The sequence below is a fragment of the Bacillus cereus genome (assembly GCF_002567495.1).
In the GTDB taxonomy this organism is placed as follows: Bacteria; Bacillota; Bacilli; order Bacillales; family Bacillaceae_G; genus Bacillus_A; species Bacillus_A cereus_AQ.
Genome location: NZ_NVAP01000055.1, coordinates 18620 through 35806, shown reverse-complemented (window position 1 = coordinate 35806; position 17187 = coordinate 18620). Strand labels below are relative to the sequence as shown.

Sequence of the window (17187 nt, the reverse complement as noted above, 5' to 3'; positions counted from 1 at the left end):
AGTATCTGAAAAAATTTGAAAATCTTTTTTTATGAAGAAATTAAATTGCATAGTGATGGTACAACAAGTGCAGAAGCGAATCCTACCCACGTATATGGAGAAAAAGGAACATATATGGTGGAACTAACAGTGGAAGATAGTAGAGGAAAAGAAAGTAAAGAACAAACAAAAGTTACTGTAAAACAAGATCCGCAAACAGGTGGATCCCTCGAAGCGGAGAGGGACTCCCAATAGGATTGTAAAAGGGAATCTGATTACTCCTGATCCGACAGATGTTTATACGTTTGATGTTACAGTTCCGAAAGAAGTAGATATGTCTGTGATAAATGAACAAAATATTGGGATGACATGGGTACTTTATCATGAATCAGACATGTAAAATTACGTAGCTTGTGGTAAAGATGAAGGAAATACTATGAAGGGAAAATTCGTAGCGAAACAAGGAAAATATTATTTGAATCTGTATAAATTCGATGATAAAAATGGTGAATATTCATAAAGTATACTTAATATCAGTAATTCATGTAATTAGGGGTGGTTTCTATATTTAGAGAAAATACAAAAAGGATACTTCTGTCATTAGTAACAAATCCAATACTAATAATTGTATACGGGATTTTTTGTTATGAGTTAGCCTTATACTGTAAGTACGGAAGAATGAATTATAATATTTATATTTTGTTATTCTGTATTGTGCTTTTTATATCCATAACTACATTTACTACAATGCGGGTGATAAAAAATAGAGAATATGAATCTAAAAAATTAACTAACTCAATAGCATGGAGATCCATTTCTATTATCATTATTGTTGCAATTACATCATTTTATGGGATGCAGGTTTATAAAAGTGCAATAAATTACAATGGCAAATTGGCATGGTTTATAGAAAGGTTAAAACATGAAAGGTCAGTTAAACTTAAACATAATAATATATATAAATCTGGAGTAGAAGGTATTTTTGAAGATATAAATAAAAAATATCCTTTGCCAAAGAAATTGTATATGGCAACTGATTTTGATCTTACATTTCATCCAGATGGAACAATCACAGCGTTTGATACATTTGTTTATGGGAAAAATGTTGATGGGAAAGAAGAAACTTATTTAATCTCTTATAATGAGAAGAAATCAGAAAATATTACTATAATACGAGACGGATACGCAAAGCCTGATTATAATGATGATAAATTAGTAGAACCTTTAATTAAAACGGTTAAGGCGATTCCAGTTAAGCAAACGGTCAAAAAATGGAATGAAAGTAAGTATGGGTTGATTTATTATGGAAAAAGAAATTGGGGATCCAATACAGAGGGAATTATTAATATTACTGAGGATGGTAAGGGGCAGAATCTTAAAGAAGCAGCTTCTGATATCATTGGATATACCGTATCTATATTTGTCCCTGGAAAAGAAAAAGAGCTAGTCCCTGCTAGATATAATTTAATAAGTGACGCAAGTTGGAGTAAATCAAAGACGCCTCCAAATGAAGATAGGCTTAAAGAGAAGAAACAACAAGATTTAAAGAATGAAAAAGAACAGTTTTTCCTATCAAAAGAAGTTGGTTATAAACTAAATATGACAGATAAAGCATTAGGGAGCGCCTTTTATTCATTAAGCAAGACTAGTGATGAAGGGAAAACATGGGAAGTTATCAATCCAGACCCATTTAATAGGGGGATTGGTAGTGTATCAGGAATCACTTTTATAAATGATAAACTTGGGTTTTTAGGAGCAGTTAGACCTTCTGGTAATGAGGGAGAGTTATATCGCACAGATGATGGGGGGGTATCTTTCAAAAAGGTAGAATATCCGCCGCATGAAGTGAAATTAGATTATACACAGTCCACAATAAGTCCTTTTGATTCTCCTAGTATGCCATATGAGAAAGATGGGGTTTTTAATATGTTAGTTGGACAAGGGGCAGATGGAGACTACAATGGCGATAGTAGTGCACTTTATCAATCAAAAGATAACGGAGAGACATGGGAATTTGTAGAAGAAGTGAAAAAGAAATAATCAGAATGTCTTTTTGAAAAATAAGGTAACTACTCAGTTATACATTTCATTTAGAAGTTTGGTAAGGAGTCTAATTCCAGGTATGAAGATAAAAATGGACCTATACCCTTTCTTTGTTTTAAAGCTCTGCGCGTGGCAGGAAAAGGCCCTGACCGCTTCTATGCATGGCCAGTTCCTCACGCCCATTTAAAAAGATGCTTTTCTGGCTTTTTTCATAGAGGGGCTGAATAGTTACTAAAAGTAAATAATTTAAATCGAACCATAAGCTTGCCGGCAAATTTATGGTTCGATTTTTTTTAGGGAAAATATATCGTTCTAAACGGGTATCGCCACATCGCTATCAAGCTAAAAAATAGGTCACCCCTAAAACGAAAAAACATGTTGAATTCCCGTATATTACTATATTAATTATATAACAAAGTGTGTAATATAATAATATAAAGATATTATATTGAAGGGAGGGGATTCAAATTGGTTAAAAACTTACCTTTACTAATAGTGATTTTAATACTTGGTGTAAGTTTTTCTATTTCTTCTACTTCATTAATGATTTGTACCTCTTTTTTTCCTTCAGATTGTTTTAGGCCCTAGCAAATTTCAAAATACGATATTTTAACGAACGTACATCTCTTTTAAATGGCACTGACATAATAACAATTCGTCTCCCATTTTTATCCAGCTATTTGCCGGGTTGCCCGTAAAATCCCGATTGGTGAGAGCTGATAATCAGTAGGGGATGAACAAAACCCCCACTGATTAAAGTTTCACTTTATTCTCATATAAACCTTTCAAGAAATAAATTTAGCAAACCATGCTATATAATATGCACCTGGAACTAATATAATCTGAGCAACTAAAGTACCTAATAATCTCGAAATTAATATCATAAATGTGAAATTCTTAAGTTCCCAATAACTACGATTGTCTTGTACAACTTTATCAGTTAAAAAAGACAATTTAGGGTCAATAAGTAGTGTTAATAGAATCGTAGCTACTCCAGTAATAATATTAGATGAAGACATCGCTGCTTTACCATAATCAGGAATTAATAGGGTTGCATACAATGCAGACATAACACCTACTGTAAATACGGCAGAAACAATTGTATTAATAACAAATAATTTAACTGATATATTTTTAAAATGTACCCCTTCTAGATTATTTTTATTTATTAATACAAAATAGTTTTTTATTCTTTTCAAATTAGTACTATTTATTAATTTGAACATGTTTAAAAACGAACCATCTTTTGATAAAGGTACTAGCGCTTTAGAAAAAACTTTCATAAAAAAGGGTACTAATAATCCTCCAAGTATTACCCCCATAGTAGAACCTAATAACAAAAATCTAAATTGTTTAATTAATAATTCTAATCCACCATTTTTTGCTGCATTATCAACCAAAGAAGCAGTAAATGGTTGTTGAAACATATTAGAAAATCGAGCAATTAAAGACATAATATTGTATATAGCAAAAGCCGATGCAACTAAAGCTAATTTCGCCCCAACAAGTCGAACTCCATATCCTAAAACTTCTATAGAAGTCATGAGCATTAAAAATAAAAAGATACAAATTACTTTAAAAGTAATAAACTCCATAATCATACCCCTTAAGTTTCTATAAATACATAACTCAATAATTATATTACAAACATTCAATATTTTCATTAAAATATAAATTGATTTCTATTTTATAATCACAAACTATACTCCTTTATTTTGAATGGTGGCAGCACCTTTTATTAGAATTGTCCCTTGGTTTAGCAAATGATTTTTTGTAAATAATATGTTTGTTAAACAATTAATTAAGGGGGACTTGTATGCCACAGGATCGAAAAGTAGAAGTTCAAAACGATGCATACGAAGGAAAAGAGATTATGTCAGATACTCCACCATATCCACCGCGTCACGTGCAAATGGAGTTGCCTCCCGAATTTTCTATAAATCCTCTGTTTGCCCGCAAAGGAGAATCAGTTGTTCCGCGCTTTAACATGCCCGATGAAGGCATGTTACCAGAAACAGCGTATCAAATCGTCCATGATGAAATTACTCTTGATGGCAATGCCCGCTTGAATCTTGCAACATTCGTTAGTACATGGATGGAGCCTACCGCAGAGCACTTATATGCTAAATCATTCGACAAGAACATGATTGACAAGGATGAATATCCACAGACAGCCGAAATTGAGGATCGATGTGTCCGTATTTTAGCCAACCTCTGGCATTCGCCCAGCCCCCTTACGACTATGGGCGTTTCAACAACTGGATCGTCGGAAGCATGTATGCTCGGGGGGCTTGCGTTAAAGAGACGCTGGCAAAACGCACGCAAAAACGAGGGGAAGCCGGTGGATCGGCCCAATATTGTGTTTAGTTCTGCTGTTCAAGTCGTTTGGGAAAAATTCGCGAACTATTGGGAGGTTGAACCACGTTATGTGAAGGTTAGCTCAGAGCATCCTCGATTGGATCCTCAGGGGGTCCTCGCAGCCGTGGATGAAAATACGATTGGTGTGGTACCGATTCTCGGTGAGACTTATACTGGACTTTACGAACCGGTTGCCGCCATTGCGAAAGCGTTGGACGATTTACAGGAGAGGACGGGCCTCGACATTCCTATGCATGTAGATGCGGCTTCGGGCGGATTTATAGCACCGTTTCTTCAACCAGATTTAGTTTGGGATTTTCAATTGCCGAGGGTGAAGTCTATCAATGTATCCGGACATAAATATGGATTAGTCTACCCTGGGTTGGGTTGGATAATTTGGCGGGAAGCTGATGATCTTCCTGAGGATCTAATCTTCCGCGTCTCCTATTTAGGCGGTAACATGCCGACTTTTGCCCTGAATTTTTCACGTCCTGGCGCACAAGTACTCCTACAATATTACAATTACCTGCGTTTGGGGAAAAGTGGGTACTATGATGTCCAAAGGGCTTCTCAGAAAGTCGCTCTTTTTCTTAGCAAGGCGATTCAGGAGATGGAACCGTTCGAACTTTTGTCCGATGGTTCGGATATTCCGGTTTTCGCTTGGCAACTGAAAAAGGATTACACATTAAACTGGAATCTTTATGATTTATCTCGACAATTGCGTGTATTCGGCTGGCAAGTACCCGCCTATCCATTGCCGCCAGATATGGAAGCGGTGACGATTATGCGCGTTGTGGTTCGAAACGGATTTTCCATGGATCTCGCGCATTTATTTTTGAGGAACCTCAAACAGGCCGTTGCCTTTCTGGATTCCCTGGATGGGCCTATGCCACATGATACGAAATGTGATAATGGGTTTCATCACTAAATGAAAAAGCCTAATTTCTTCACATTAAATTGAGAAGTTAGGCTTTTTAATATTGGGATTTCCTTAACGGTGTAGATCCGCATTTTCCTGACGCTAGCCCATACCCATCCTCTTAATAAAAAACGTTATTCTTTCTAATGATTTAGCTTGTTTAGAAAGAATAGCGTTTTTATTTTGTAAAAAATATTTTTTGACCCCCATAAAATGATTTGCTCCTTCGAATATATATAGTAAGGAAAGTAAAGTACATATCAAAAATTGAAGAATAAATAAAAATGCTAGGTTAAATTGGGAATCCGAAATAAGAGGATGAAATTACCAATAATATAAAGAAGAGTTATTCAAAGATTGTAGCTAAAATAGAAAAAGAGTAAGCAAAACAAGCGGAAGAAAATAATAGAGTAGATTAAAAGACAGACGTAATTTTAGCGCGAACAGAAAAGAATAATCATCAAGAAAATGGTGAAAAAAGTCGGTCGCGAAAAATATAAGAAATAGCAAGAAGACAAGCCCAAAGAAAAGTACTAAAAAAATGTGGTGAAGTGGTCACTTGTTTAGTGGCCATTTTGCTATTTGAAGGAGGCTGGGAGATTACTAGTGTTGAGTTTAGTAATGAAGATCTTAAGAAAACCGAAAATAGAAGATATCGTATATAACATACAAAAGAATGAAGGAGATAGGGAAGCGTTTATCGTACAGTATCAGCCTTTTATTAGAAAATCAATATCGTCTGTCTGCCGCCGACATATTACAGAACAGGATGATGAATATAGTATTGGACTGTTTGCGTTTAATGAAGCAATTGGACAGTATTCATATAAAAAAGGAAAATCTTTTCTAGCGTTTGCTGATCTTCTTATAAAAAGAGATGTAATTGACTATATACGCAAGGAGTCTAAACATAAACTTGTCTTTTTAAAAGAAGATAAGCAAGAGGAAATATTAGAAATGCAAGTATCGCTTACGGAGTATATGAAAGAGATAGAAAATAGTAACCGTAAGGAGGAAATTCTACATTTTCAAAGTGTACTAGCTGAGTTTAAAATCACATTTTCAGAGCTGGCTAAAGAGTCACCTAAGCATCGTGATACGCGTGAGCACTTAATAGAAATTGTGAAAATGATTATAAAAGAAGAGGAAATGATGGAAGAGCTGTTCCGAAAGAAAAAGTTACCACTTAAACATATTGAACCACGTGTTAGGGTAAGTCGTAAAACGTTGGAACGACATAGAAAATACATTATTGCAATGTGTATTATTTTTGCAAACAACTATACATATATTCTGGATTACATAAGAGGGGAGAAACATGATGAATAAAGGGATTGTGATGGATATAAAGAAACATAACGTAGTTGTTTTAACTCCAAATGGAGAGTTTATTACGTTTAAAAGAAAAGCGCATTCTTACATGATTGGAGAGGAAATCCCGTTTAACAAACAAGAGCAAAGAGTACCGCGTTTTTCCATGTTTCCTTTCTTAAAGCCGGCATCATTACTTGTTGCTTGTTTTCTATGTGCGTTGCTGTTTTTCTACAATCAGCCGGAAGAAAAAGTATTTGCTTATGTCTCAGTTGATATAAATCCAAGTCTAGAGGCGAGCGTAACGAAAGATCTTCGTGTTATAGATTTACGAGCTTGTAATGATGATGGAAGGCGTATTTTAAAAGAATTGAAGCAATGGGAAAATAAATATTTGCAAGACGTAATACGTACTATTATAAGGCAGAGTCAAGAGGACAAGTACTTAACGGATGATAAGCAAGTTATGTTAACTGCTGTTACAAAAGATAAGTCGCTAGAACCGCAGTTGGAAAAGGTAATGAAAAAATTAAAGAAAGAATATGAGCTAAAACATATTACAGTCGAATATCAAAGCAGTACGATGCAAGTGCGAGAGAATGCTAGGGAAGAAGGAGTTGGCACAGGTGTCTATATAAAGCAAGAGAATGAGAAGAAAAAAATGCTTACTCCTGCATCACCGTCTAATCAAGTAGAAAACCAGGAAGAGATACACTCGCAACCAAAATTATCTCCTGATGCATCATCGGATTTGTCTCCTGCAAAAGAAAAAATATACGAGAAGCAAGAATATAAAGAACAAAAGAAAGCCGAAGAACAGCCAGCGAAGCAAATAAAAGAAAATAGAGGAAATGAACAAGAAAACACTGATAGAGGATCCCATCAGAGCAATAATGGAAACTCACAAGGGAACAAGGGAAAAGGATCACAGCAAGGGAATAATGGGAATGAACAAGGGAACAAGGGAAAAGGATCACAGCAAGGGAATGATGGGAATGAACAAGGAAACAACGGAAGAGGATCACAGCAAGGGAATAATGGGAATGAACAAGGGAACAAGGGAAAAGGATCACAGCAAGGGAATAATGGGAATGAACAAGGAAACAACGGAAGAGGATCACAGCAAGGGAATAATGGAAACTCACAAGGAAACAATGGAAGAGAATCACAGCAAGGGAATAATGGAAATCAACAAGGAAATAACGGAAGGGGTTCTCAGCAAGAGCATAATGGGAATGAACAAGGAAACAACGGAAGAGGATCACAGCAAGGGAATAATGGGGATGGACAAGGGAACAACGGAACAGGTTCTCAGTAAGAAAATAGCAGTAATATAAACGATAATAACAAATCTAAAAATGAGGGAAAAACGTTCCTATCACACAACATCAAGGAAATGGAAAGAAGAATTGGCAGTAAGACGCCCACTTTAAAATTCGGCTGGAGCAAAGAAGTTAGGTGGGAGCTGGGCTGATTAAAGTTTCACTTTATAGAATATGGAACAGGAGTATTCGTTTCAGCTGAAGGATTTTTTTAACATTTTTTAAAATGACGGACACAAAATCGTATATCCTTTCGAATTATATATATGGATATCATTAATGTTTATATAAAAGGGAGAGAGAACTATGAAAGAAGAAATGAAAAAGTATGAAGAAATCTCTGAAGTATTAAAGGCATTGGCGCATCCTGTTCGTTTATCTTTAGTAAAAATAATGATTGCAAAAGGTCCTACTAATGTAACGACAATGTATGGAGATTTGCAAATGCCTCAAAGTACAATTAGTCAACACTTATCTAAACTAAAGGCTATGAAAATGGTTACAGGTACTCGGAAAGGATTAGAAATTTATTATGAAGTAACGGACGATCGTACAAAAGCGATATTATTCACTTTGGCGTAAATGCGGACTTTTTTGAGTTCAAAAGTAAGTAGCCATAAATTTTTTAAGACTCTTATACAAGAGGTATATTTATAAGAATATATAATTTTCTTTCACTATAATTCATTCCTTTTGAAAGGTAACATTTTTTCAGTGTAGGGGTATTTTTTACAAGTTTAATAGTGATATGATGATACCCCTATAATAAAATCTTTGGAAAAAATCTTGCCATAGAAGATATAACAAAGTTGATAGTATTTTTTTAGTCATGTAATTTTTTTATCTGATGATCTTTTCCCCATTCAAATAGTTCATCCATAATTTGCATTAAAGATTTACCGTATTCACTTATTGTGTACTCAACCTTCGGTGGTACTTCTTGATATACGGTACGATGGATAATCCCGTCAGATTCAAGTTGCCGAAGTTGTTGTGTAAGAACTTTTTGTGTAATGTTTGGAATTTCTCGTTTAATTTCATTTGTTCGCATTTTTCCATCCGCCAAAATACATAAAATATGAACTTTCCATTTTCCACCGATTACATCGAGTGTTGTTGCAATTGGGCAGTCATCATTTTGATTCATATAACACCTCCACAGGTACTTCAAGGTTCCTATATTACCTGAAAGTACGTACTTTTCAATTATATGTAACTCATACATACTAATACGTAAAGGATTGATTAATTTATAAAGGGGCTGGAAAATGATGAGAACACTTGTAATTGTAGCACACCCTGATATTGAAAAATCAAAAATTAATAAAAGATGGATAGAAGAACTTGAGAAACATTCAGATGAAATTACAGTGCATGAATTGTATAAAGTGGCACCGAATTGGGAGTTTAATATTGAAGAAGAGCAAAAGTTATTAGTAGAACATGACAGATATATATTTCAATTTCCGCTTTACTGGTACAGCACACCGCCATTATTAAAAAAATGGTTCGATGATGTATTAACATATGGATTTGCGTACGGATCAAAAGGGGATAAAGTAAAGGGGAAAGAGTTTGGTGTAGCTATTTCTATAGGTGGATTAGAAAAAGACTATGAAAATAGTGGAATTACAATGGATGAGTTGACGAAACCGTTCCAAGCTACATGCTTATATACAGGCATGGAATTTATACCTTCCTTTTATTTATATGGTGCAGAGTATAAACTAAGTAATGAAGAGATTAATAAAAGTGCACCTGAGTATGTGCAATATGTAATGAACAAGAAGTATTCTAATATATAAGGAGAAATAGCCATTTACTTGTGAAGTAAATGGCTATTTTATATTCTTTTTATATTCACTAAGTGTAATCTTTAGTAAATTAATAGTTAATCTGATAAAATAAAAACCCTAACATATATAAAGGGGAGTTTTACTTGAGAACGATGCGACAATTATTACAAAAGAGAGCAATGCAATCACCAAATTTGGAAGCGCTTGTAGGGGGAAAGAAAAGATATTCGTTTCTGCAATATAATGAACGAGTAAATCAGCTTGCACATTATTTTTTACATAATGGTGTGCAAAGAGGGGACCGTATAGGAATACTATGCAAAAATAATCACCCGTTTCCAAGCGTTATGATGGCAAGTTTAAAAATTGGAGCGGTATTTATTCCGCTAAATCATCAGCTTACTATTTATGAATTAGAAACGATTGTAAAAGAAGCGAAATTAAAAGTGTTAGTTATTGATGAAGAATTTAGTGAAGTGTTATTAAAGATTGATGCTGTTAAAGAAATTCCTTATGTAATTAAAACGACAAAAGAAGACTTTGGTTCATTTGAATTAACATTACAAGAACAACCAATTACAGAACCGAACGTAGAAGTTCATGAAGATGATGATGCTATTTACTTATTTACTTCAGGAACGACCGGACAGGCAAAAGCATGTGTAATTGGACATGAAAATTTACATCATTATTTCACTGAGATTGCGGGACAAAGAGAAATCCCGGCAGGTGAACGCTTTTTATCGGTGCATCCATTGTTTCATATGAGTGGTGTGCTATCTATTTTAAATTGTATTTATCATGGCGTTACGATGATCTTCTTAGCTGATTCAAATCCTACTCTTATTTGGGATAAGATTGAAGAAGAGAAAATTACGACGATGCTTGCGTTCCCAGCCGTTTATAGCTACATGCTTGATGAACTAAATAAAAAAGAACGTAACGTTTCAACTTTTAAAGTAGCACAAAGCGGTGGTACAAAAGTACCAGAAACACTCATTCAAAAATATATGGAAAAAGGAATATACATGGTGCAAGGGTATGGTAGTACAGAAGGTTGGGTTGTAACCTCATGGCATCCAATGATGGGAAAAGAAAAGATGTCTTCTGTAGGAAAAACGCTTAAACATGTAGAGTTGAAAATTGTTCATCCAGAAACCGGGGATGAACTAACAACAAATGAAGTTGGAGAGATTCATGTAAGAAGTCCATACATGTTTAAAGGATATTGGAATAATGAAAAGGCGACAAAGAAAGTAGTAAAGGATAATTGGTTTAACATGGGCGATGCTGGCATGATAGATGACGATGGATTCTTGTATATTATGGGAAGATATAAAGATGTTATCATACGCGGTGGTGACAACGTATATCCAGATCAAGTAGAAGATGTCATTCATGAAATACATGGTGTTTTAGAAGTTGCAGTAGTTGGAGTTCCGGATGACTTTTGGGGAGAAGTTCCAAGAGCTTATCTTGTGAAGGATACCGAAATATCATTAACAGAAGAAAGTATTGTTCAGCATTGTAAGGAGAAATTAGCAAGTTATAAAATACCAGAAGTGGTATTTATAGAAGAGTTACCGAAAAATGCTTTAGGGAAAGTGTTGAAGAGGGAATTAAGGGATGTAGTTCTTGTAAAATAGAAAATTCTTAAATGAGGAAGAACCCAGTTATGTATAAGGCATGACTGGGTTTTTATGTATCAAAAACATAATAATTTACTAGATTTTGTATTTTGTGTAAGATAATAAAGAATATTCAATTAATGATTCGAGGGATGAAATTAAATGAAGCTACCGTTATTAGAAGTAGAGACGGATAGACTCATTATCCGTCCATTTCAAAAAGCTGATTATGAAAGTTGGTTAGATGGATTTAACAAGAGGCTGGCATCTCAGTATAAATACGACGATGGCTATCAAGTTATGGCATCATCAACAAAAGAATGGTTCACGGAATGGATAAGAGGTTTTGATGAAGCAGCGCATCGAGATGAGATGTATGTATTAGGTATTTTCCGTAAAGAAGACGGGGCTAATATTGGAAAGCTAGAGCTGATTAAAATTTTACGTATGGACTATCAATGGGCAATGATGGGATATTCAATACATAATCAATATTGGAAAAATGGATACGGATTAGAAAGTGTAAAAGCTGCGTTACAGTTATTTTTTAATAGCCTGAAGTTCCATAGAATTGAATTACATATACGCGTTGATAATGAGCCATCGGTTCGTCTTGCGGAAAGAGCAGGTTTTTCATTTGAATGCAAGAGAGAGGCGTTTTCTTTGGAGAAGGGTAAGTGGGTGGATTTTCTTATTTATTTTAAAAATAAGGAGATGAATATATGAGAGTTCTAATTACAGGTGGAAATCGGGGATTGGGTATGCAGTTAGTGAAAGTATTTCATGAAAATGGGCATATTGTTTATCCGTTAGTTAGAACCAGGGTTGCGGTAACGCAATTGAAGCAAATGTTTAGTTGTAGATGTTTTCCTATATTGGCAGACTTATCGCTTGATGAGAGTACGGTGCAAATTAAAAACCAGCTTGCAGAATATACAGAGTATATGGATCTAGTTATAAATAACGCAGGAATTACTGGGAAGGAGACTGAGATTTTACATACGAATTCAGAAGAGTTAACGGACTTATTTAATATTCATTGCTTAGGTGTAATTCGAGCTGTAAAAGGAACATATGCGGTTTTAGCTAAATCGAATTATCCGAGAATAATAAATGTATCCTCTCGATTAGGTTCATTGCATAAAATGGCGAATAAAGAGTTTCCACAAGGGGAGTTTTCATATTCATATCGAATTGCTAAAGCTGCACAAAATATGTTAACACTCTGCTTACAACAAGAGTTTGAGAATAAAGGAATTCGTGTGACGGCAATTCACCCTGGAAAATTAAAGACTGATATTGGCGCTTTTGATGCGAATATGACTCCGGCTGAAGGAGCACAAAATATATATGATTGGGTAATAGAGTCAAACGAGGGTGTTTCAGGGAAGTTTATTGAGCCAGGTGTAGGTGAAATAAAGTGGTGATATACGATCTTGCAATCATTCAGAATCTATTTGGTCCTTCGAAAAAAATATTAAATGGTTTACCAAATGCAGTAACGATTGAAGAAATAGAAGAAGATGTCTTTTATAGCGTACAAACTTATAAAGAGAGGATAAGTAAATTCGAAGAGGTTTGCCTTAAATGGGAGTTAAATAGAGCAAGTATTGTATTAAACAAAAGGTTTAGTAGTTATAACTCAAGTACAAAAGTGTTACTTGATGCGGATTTTTCTTCGCATGCAGCAAAGATAGAAGTGTGTAGGGAGTTAAATAATGTAGAGATGGTTGAAAAACAATATACATATCGATCAATAGAGGCAGGAACGTTATCAGAAAAAGAATTTAAATATATTTGGGAACAATGTATGGCGGATTCAGGGAATCAAACTTCAATTTTAACTACCGATGAGCATTTTTATTCAGTGCAAACAGAGTTAGGTAAAGGATGGGAAAAGTCATGCATTGTTTTTTATGATAAAAATGAGCCGATTGGGATGTCCATACCGCATATAGAAACTGGAACAGAAAGTGAAGGACGGTTATTTTACTTTGGAGTAATGCCCTATTATCGCGGGAGAGGAATGAGTTCACAAATTCACCTTCAATCTTTACATATGTTAAAGGAAATGGGAGCTACTCATTATATTGGGAGCACGCATACATCAAATGAAAAGATGCAGAGGGTATTTTGGAGAAATAATTGTTCATTGAAAACGGAGATAGAGCTTTATTATAAAATATTTAATGAGGGTTAGGAGTTAGGTAAATGAAAAACATAAACGTACTTCATTACGACGCATTTACGAATAAGCCGAATATGGGTAATCCAGCAGGTATTGTATTAGATGCAGATGGATTAACGGAAGAGGAAATGCAACGTATTGCTGAAAAAGTTGGGTTTAACGAAACAACTTTTGTTCTTTCTTCAGAAGTAGCACATATAAGAATGCGCTATTTTACACCTGGTTATGAAATGGATTTATGTGGCCATGGGACAGTTGGGACTATATACGCTTTGCGTGAAAGAGGTTTATTAGAAGAGAAAACAAACATTACGATTGAAACGAAGGCTGGGATTTTACCAATACAAATAGATATAAATGAAAATGGAGAAACCTTTATTAAAATGAGACAGGCAGCACCTCAGTTTAAAGAATTTACAGGTTCAAAAGAAGAATTAGCCAATAGTATTGGTTTGAACGTAAGTGATTTAGATGTAAGTTTACCAATTGTATATGGAAGTACGGGGAATTGGACTGTAATTGTACCGATTAAAAATCTAGATGCATGTGAGAGAATGGAACCTAATAATGATGCATTTCCAGCGGTATTAAAAGAAATTCCTAACGCTTCTATTCATCCAGTTTGTTTAGAAACTTATGATGAACGGGCACAAATGCATGGGCGTCATTTTTCATCAGCTTATGCTGGAACGATTGAAGATCCAGTGACAGGAACAGCTTCAGGTGTAATGGGAGCGTATTATGCGGAGTATTTAGAGAAAGATTTTGAATATGAATTGGACTTAATCGTTGAGCAAGGACAGGAAATAAACAAAGATGGTCGTGTAATTGTGTATATAACGAAAGAGATAGAAACCGAGAAGTTACAAATAGATATTGCTGGAACTGCAGTGTATGTAGAAGAGTTAGAAATTTCAATATAAAGAATGAAGCCTGGCATCTCGCCAAGGCTTCTCTTTATCTGTTCAACACTTCGATATACGAAGCATCTCCAGTTGTTCTTAAAGCGGAGCGGAAATTATTATTTTCTAACGTTTCAGCAACTTGTTGTAATTGCTGGGCATCATCATGATGAATAATTAAACTGTCTGCACCACTTTCTTCTATATGAATATGTTCAACATTTCCGATGGCATCATGTACAGCTTTTAAAAATTCAGGTTTCATATTTTTCCTCCTATATGTATGTAACGTTGTTATTTAGTATTTCCTTATTTTTGAAATATAAAAGTAAATGAAAATGAATTTCTGTTATATTAAGATTTTGGAAGGGATTCCCTTGTGTTTGTCAAATAATAGTAAAGTTATCTTCTGAATTGAGGGAATATTTGGAGTTAAAGGGTGGGAGAATGGAAATTTCAATAATCGCTGCACAACTAGTTAAGGAAAAAGTTATTTCACATTATCCAAATAGCTTAAAAGCGTTAAACGGGGGAACGACAAGTACTGTATATTTGTTAGATGAACAATATGTTGTAAAACTTAATGAATCGGATGTCATACGTGAAGAAGCTAATTTTCTTTCTTTTTATGAGGGGAATATTTTATTTTCAAAGCTTTTGTATAAGGAACCTTTAAATCGCTATATTGTTTACTCATTCCTTGAGGGCACAACTTCTTGCAAACTAAGCCATAAACGGAGTGTTCTTTGTAAACTTGTAAAGGAAGTTATCAATAAGTATGAAATAGTTACAGAGGTCGATGGCTGGGGATGGAAAGAAATTCCGGTTCAATCTTGGAATGAATTTTTAACGACAAATGTGATAGAAGCTTATGAAAATGTAAGACGTTACATAAGTGAGGAAGAGTATAGAATGGTTCTTAAGTTAGTAAATAGTCCAAGTAGGGGGACTGGAATAAATCAGCCATTTTTATTGCATGGTGATCTTGGGTTCCATAATTTTATATTTCAAGGAAATGAGCTACATGGTGTAATTGATCCTTTACCAGTGTTAGGAGATCCTATATACGATTTAATTTACGCGTTTTGTTCAACTCCGGAAGATTTAATGAAAGAAACAATCGACTATGCGATGAGACAATGTGTATTTCATAAAAAAAATTGTGATTTATATGAAGAAATAGTCATAGGCTTATATTTACGTATAGATACGTGTTTAAGACACCACCCGAAAGATTTAGAAGATTACTTAGTGGCTTGGCGTTATTGGATGGGCGAGGTTGAGATGGCTTTATAGCACAAATATTTTTTGGGGAGATAGTGAGATGAATGTTTCAGAAGCCAAAAAAGATTTAGCAATAAAAACGAAGAGAGGACTACCAGTTATATTAGCTGGCATTTTATTTTGGATAGTAGTAAGTATAACGGGATTTGTTCTTTCTGAAAAACAAGTGGTGTGGGTATATTTAATTGGTATGGGATGTGTGTTTCCTTTCGGCTTAATGATAGCTGCAATATTGAAAATTGATATGTTTGCGAAAGGAAATCCGTTAGGGATTTTAGCTGGATTAATTGGTGGGATAAATGTATTGAATATTCCGCTTGTATTACTTGCCTATTTTCAATTTCCAGAATGGTTACCTTTTGTAGTAGCGATGTTAATAGGTGTTCATTTTATCCCGTACGTATGGATTTATGAAAGTAAAAGTTATGGTTTATTGTCAGTAGGGACTGTATTCGTAACGTCAGTTTGTGGGATTCTTTTTGCAGAAAAAGGATTTACTGTAATTCCATTGTCGGTTACCGCTGTCTATTTACTTACTTTTATAAGTTTATTAATTGAAAATAAAAAAGCAAATCATTATCAACAAAAATCAGCTTAATAAAAATTTAGGGATGGGGGAATTTATTATGAAAAATTTTGTTTGTACAACGTGTGGCGTGCAGTATGCAGCGAGCGTAGAAGAACCGGTGAGCTGTCATATTTGTGATGAAGAGAGGCAATATATTAATCCAAAAGGGCAATCTTGGACGACACTAGAAAGCTTACAAACGGGTGATACATATAAAAATGAAATAATCGAAGAGGAAAATGGGCTTTATAGTATTACGACAAAACCAGGATTTGCGATCGGTCAAACGGCATTTGTAGTGAAAACAGAGTCATACCGTTTACTGTGGGACTGTATTACGTATTTAGATGAAACGACAATTGCGAAAATAAAAGAGCTTGGTGGATTAGATGCAATTGCATTATCACACCCGCATTATTATTCGACGCAAGTAGAATGGGCAGAGACATTTGATGTACCGATTTATATACACGAAGATGATAAAGAGTGGGTGATGCGCCCGAATAGTCGTATTATTTATTGGTCTGGTGAGTCTTTACACTTGGCTGATGGATTAGTCATTCATCGTTTAGGGGGACATTTTAAAGGTGGATCGGTCTTACATTGGGAAGAAGGTAATGGCGGAAAAGGAATATTATTAACGGGTGATATTATTCAAGTTGTAGCGGATGAGCGGTGGGTAAGCTTCATGTACAGCTATCCAAACTTAATTCCATTACCAGCCAGAAAAGTTGAAGAAATGGCGAATCGAGTGAAGCCGTTACAGTTTAATCGTTTATACAACGCCTTTCATCGAGTAGTAAAAGAAAATGCAAATGAAGCAGTAGAACGTTCTGCTGAAAGATATATTGGAGCATTAGAAGGTAAATTATTTCATACGTAAAAAGGA

Annotated in this window: 17 protein-coding genes and 1 pseudogene; 15 read left to right on the top strand and 3 right to left on the bottom strand. The window is 34.8% G+C overall.

Going from position 1 to position 17187, the window contains the following annotated elements; translation table 11 throughout:
* Window positions 1–54: 54 nt before the first annotated feature.
* Together COK05_RS32110 and COK05_RS26415 are read left to right on the top strand one after the other, a co-directional pair.
* Window positions 55–499 (top strand): annotated as a pseudogene (locus COK05_RS32110) (pre-peptidase C-terminal domain-containing protein); the annotation flags it as partial.
* Window positions 500–534: 35 nt separating this feature from the next.
* Window positions 535–2019, top strand: a complete 1485-nt coding sequence (locus tag COK05_RS26415) for a WD40/YVTN/BNR-like repeat-containing protein (RefSeq protein ID WP_098614911.1) — start codon at window positions 535–537, stop codon at window positions 2017–2019.
* A 788-nt stretch (window positions 2020–2807) separates the two neighbouring features.
* Here COK05_RS26415 and COK05_RS26410 read toward each other — a convergent pair.
* Window positions 2808–3617 carry a lipid II flippase family protein gene (locus COK05_RS26410; RefSeq protein WP_098614910.1) on the bottom strand — a complete coding sequence of 270 codons (810 nt, stop codon included), beginning with the start codon at window positions 3615–3617 and terminating at the stop codon, window positions 2808–2810.
* 221 nt (window positions 3618–3838) lie between these two features.
* Between COK05_RS26410 and COK05_RS26405 the strand changes: the two genes are divergently transcribed.
* The 4 genes from COK05_RS26405 (at window position 3839) to COK05_RS26390 (ending at window position 8514) form a co-directional block, all read left to right on the top strand.
* Window positions 3839–5308, top strand: coding sequence for a glutamate decarboxylase (locus COK05_RS26405; protein WP_098614909.1), 1470 nt, complete (start codon window positions 3839–3841; stop codon window positions 5306–5308).
* Window positions 5309–5905: 597 nt separating this feature from the next.
* The gene (sigI, locus tag COK05_RS26400) at window positions 5906–6628 is read left to right on the top strand and encodes an RNA polymerase sigma factor SigI (RefSeq protein WP_098614908.1); all 723 of its coding nucleotides are present in this window, start codon (window positions 5906–5908) and stop codon (window positions 6626–6628) included.
* A complete protein-coding gene (locus tag COK05_RS26395; protein ID WP_098614907.1) occupies window positions 6618–7928 on the top strand; it encodes an anti-sigma factor domain-containing protein in 1311 nt (436 codons plus the stop codon). Before sigI ends, COK05_RS26395 begins: the two co-directional genes overlap by 11 nt.
* Window positions 7929–8238: 310 nt before the next feature.
* Window positions 8239–8514, top strand: coding sequence for an ArsR/SmtB family transcription factor (locus tag COK05_RS26390; RefSeq protein ID WP_098614906.1), 276 nt, complete (start codon window positions 8239–8241; stop codon window positions 8512–8514).
* 241 nt (window positions 8515–8755) lie between these two features.
* On the opposite strand, the gene COK05_RS26385 is transcribed toward COK05_RS26390, so the two are convergent.
* Window positions 8756–9079 (bottom strand): winged helix-turn-helix transcriptional regulator, encoded by a 324-nt coding sequence (locus COK05_RS26385; RefSeq protein ID WP_098614905.1) that lies wholly within the window; start codon window positions 9077–9079, stop codon window positions 8756–8758.
* 124 nt (window positions 9080–9203) lie between these two features.
* Here COK05_RS26385 and COK05_RS26380 point away from each other — a divergent pair, with 124 nt between their 5' ends.
* From COK05_RS26380 to COK05_RS26355, 6 genes are all read left to right on the top strand, one after another.
* On the top strand, window positions 9204–9737 hold the full coding sequence (locus COK05_RS26380) for an NAD(P)H-dependent oxidoreductase (RefSeq protein WP_141539269.1): 534 nt from the start codon (window positions 9204–9206) through the stop codon (window positions 9735–9737).
* Window positions 9738–9871: 134 nt separating this feature from the next.
* On the top strand, window positions 9872–11374 hold the full coding sequence (locus COK05_RS26375) for a class I adenylate-forming enzyme family protein (RefSeq protein WP_141539264.1): 1503 nt from the start codon (window positions 9872–9874) through the stop codon (window positions 11372–11374).
* Between the two features lie 144 nt (window positions 11375–11518).
* Window positions 11519–12082: a GNAT family N-acetyltransferase gene (locus COK05_RS26370; protein ID WP_098614903.1), complete on the top strand. Its 564-nt coding sequence runs from the start codon at window positions 11519–11521 to the stop codon at window positions 12080–12082.
* Entirely contained in the window at window positions 12079–12783 is a 705-nt protein-coding gene (locus COK05_RS26365) for an SDR family NAD(P)-dependent oxidoreductase (RefSeq protein ID WP_098614902.1), read from the top strand. Before COK05_RS26370 ends, COK05_RS26365 begins: the two co-directional genes overlap by 4 nt.
* Window positions 12780–13556 (top strand): GNAT family N-acetyltransferase, encoded by a 777-nt coding sequence (locus COK05_RS26360; protein WP_141539268.1) that lies wholly within the window; start codon window positions 12780–12782, stop codon window positions 13554–13556. Before COK05_RS26365 ends, COK05_RS26360 begins: the two co-directional genes overlap by 4 nt.
* Before the next feature lie 11 nt (window positions 13557–13567).
* Window positions 13568–14467 carry a PhzF family phenazine biosynthesis isomerase gene (locus COK05_RS26355; RefSeq protein WP_098614900.1) on the top strand — a complete coding sequence of 300 codons (900 nt, stop codon included), beginning with the start codon at window positions 13568–13570 and terminating at the stop codon, window positions 14465–14467.
* A 34-nt stretch (window positions 14468–14501) separates the two neighbouring features.
* Here COK05_RS26355 and COK05_RS26350 read toward each other — a convergent pair whose 3' ends face one another.
* The gene (locus COK05_RS26350; protein ID WP_098614899.1) at window positions 14502–14711 is read right to left on the bottom strand and encodes a hypothetical protein; all 210 of its coding nucleotides are present in this window, start codon (window positions 14709–14711) and stop codon (window positions 14502–14504) included.
* Window positions 14712–14893: 182 nt separating this feature from the next.
* Here COK05_RS26350 and COK05_RS26345 point away from each other — a divergent pair, with 182 nt between their 5' ends.
* Genes COK05_RS26345 through COK05_RS26335 form a run of 3 tightly spaced genes read left to right on the top strand, consistent with a single transcriptional unit; the run spans window position 14894 to window position 17181 of the window.
* Entirely contained in the window at window positions 14894–15742 is an 849-nt protein-coding gene (locus COK05_RS26345) for an aminoglycoside phosphotransferase family protein (RefSeq protein WP_098614898.1), read from the top strand.
* 28 nt (window positions 15743–15770) lie between these two features.
* Entirely contained in the window at window positions 15771–16328 is a 558-nt protein-coding gene (locus COK05_RS26340) for a DUF7010 family protein (RefSeq protein WP_098614897.1), read from the top strand.
* A 28-nt stretch (window positions 16329–16356) separates the two neighbouring features.
* Window positions 16357–17181: an MBL fold metallo-hydrolase gene (locus COK05_RS26335; RefSeq protein ID WP_098614896.1), complete on the top strand. Its 825-nt coding sequence runs from the start codon at window positions 16357–16359 to the stop codon at window positions 17179–17181.
* Window positions 17182–17187 lie beyond the last annotated feature (6 nt).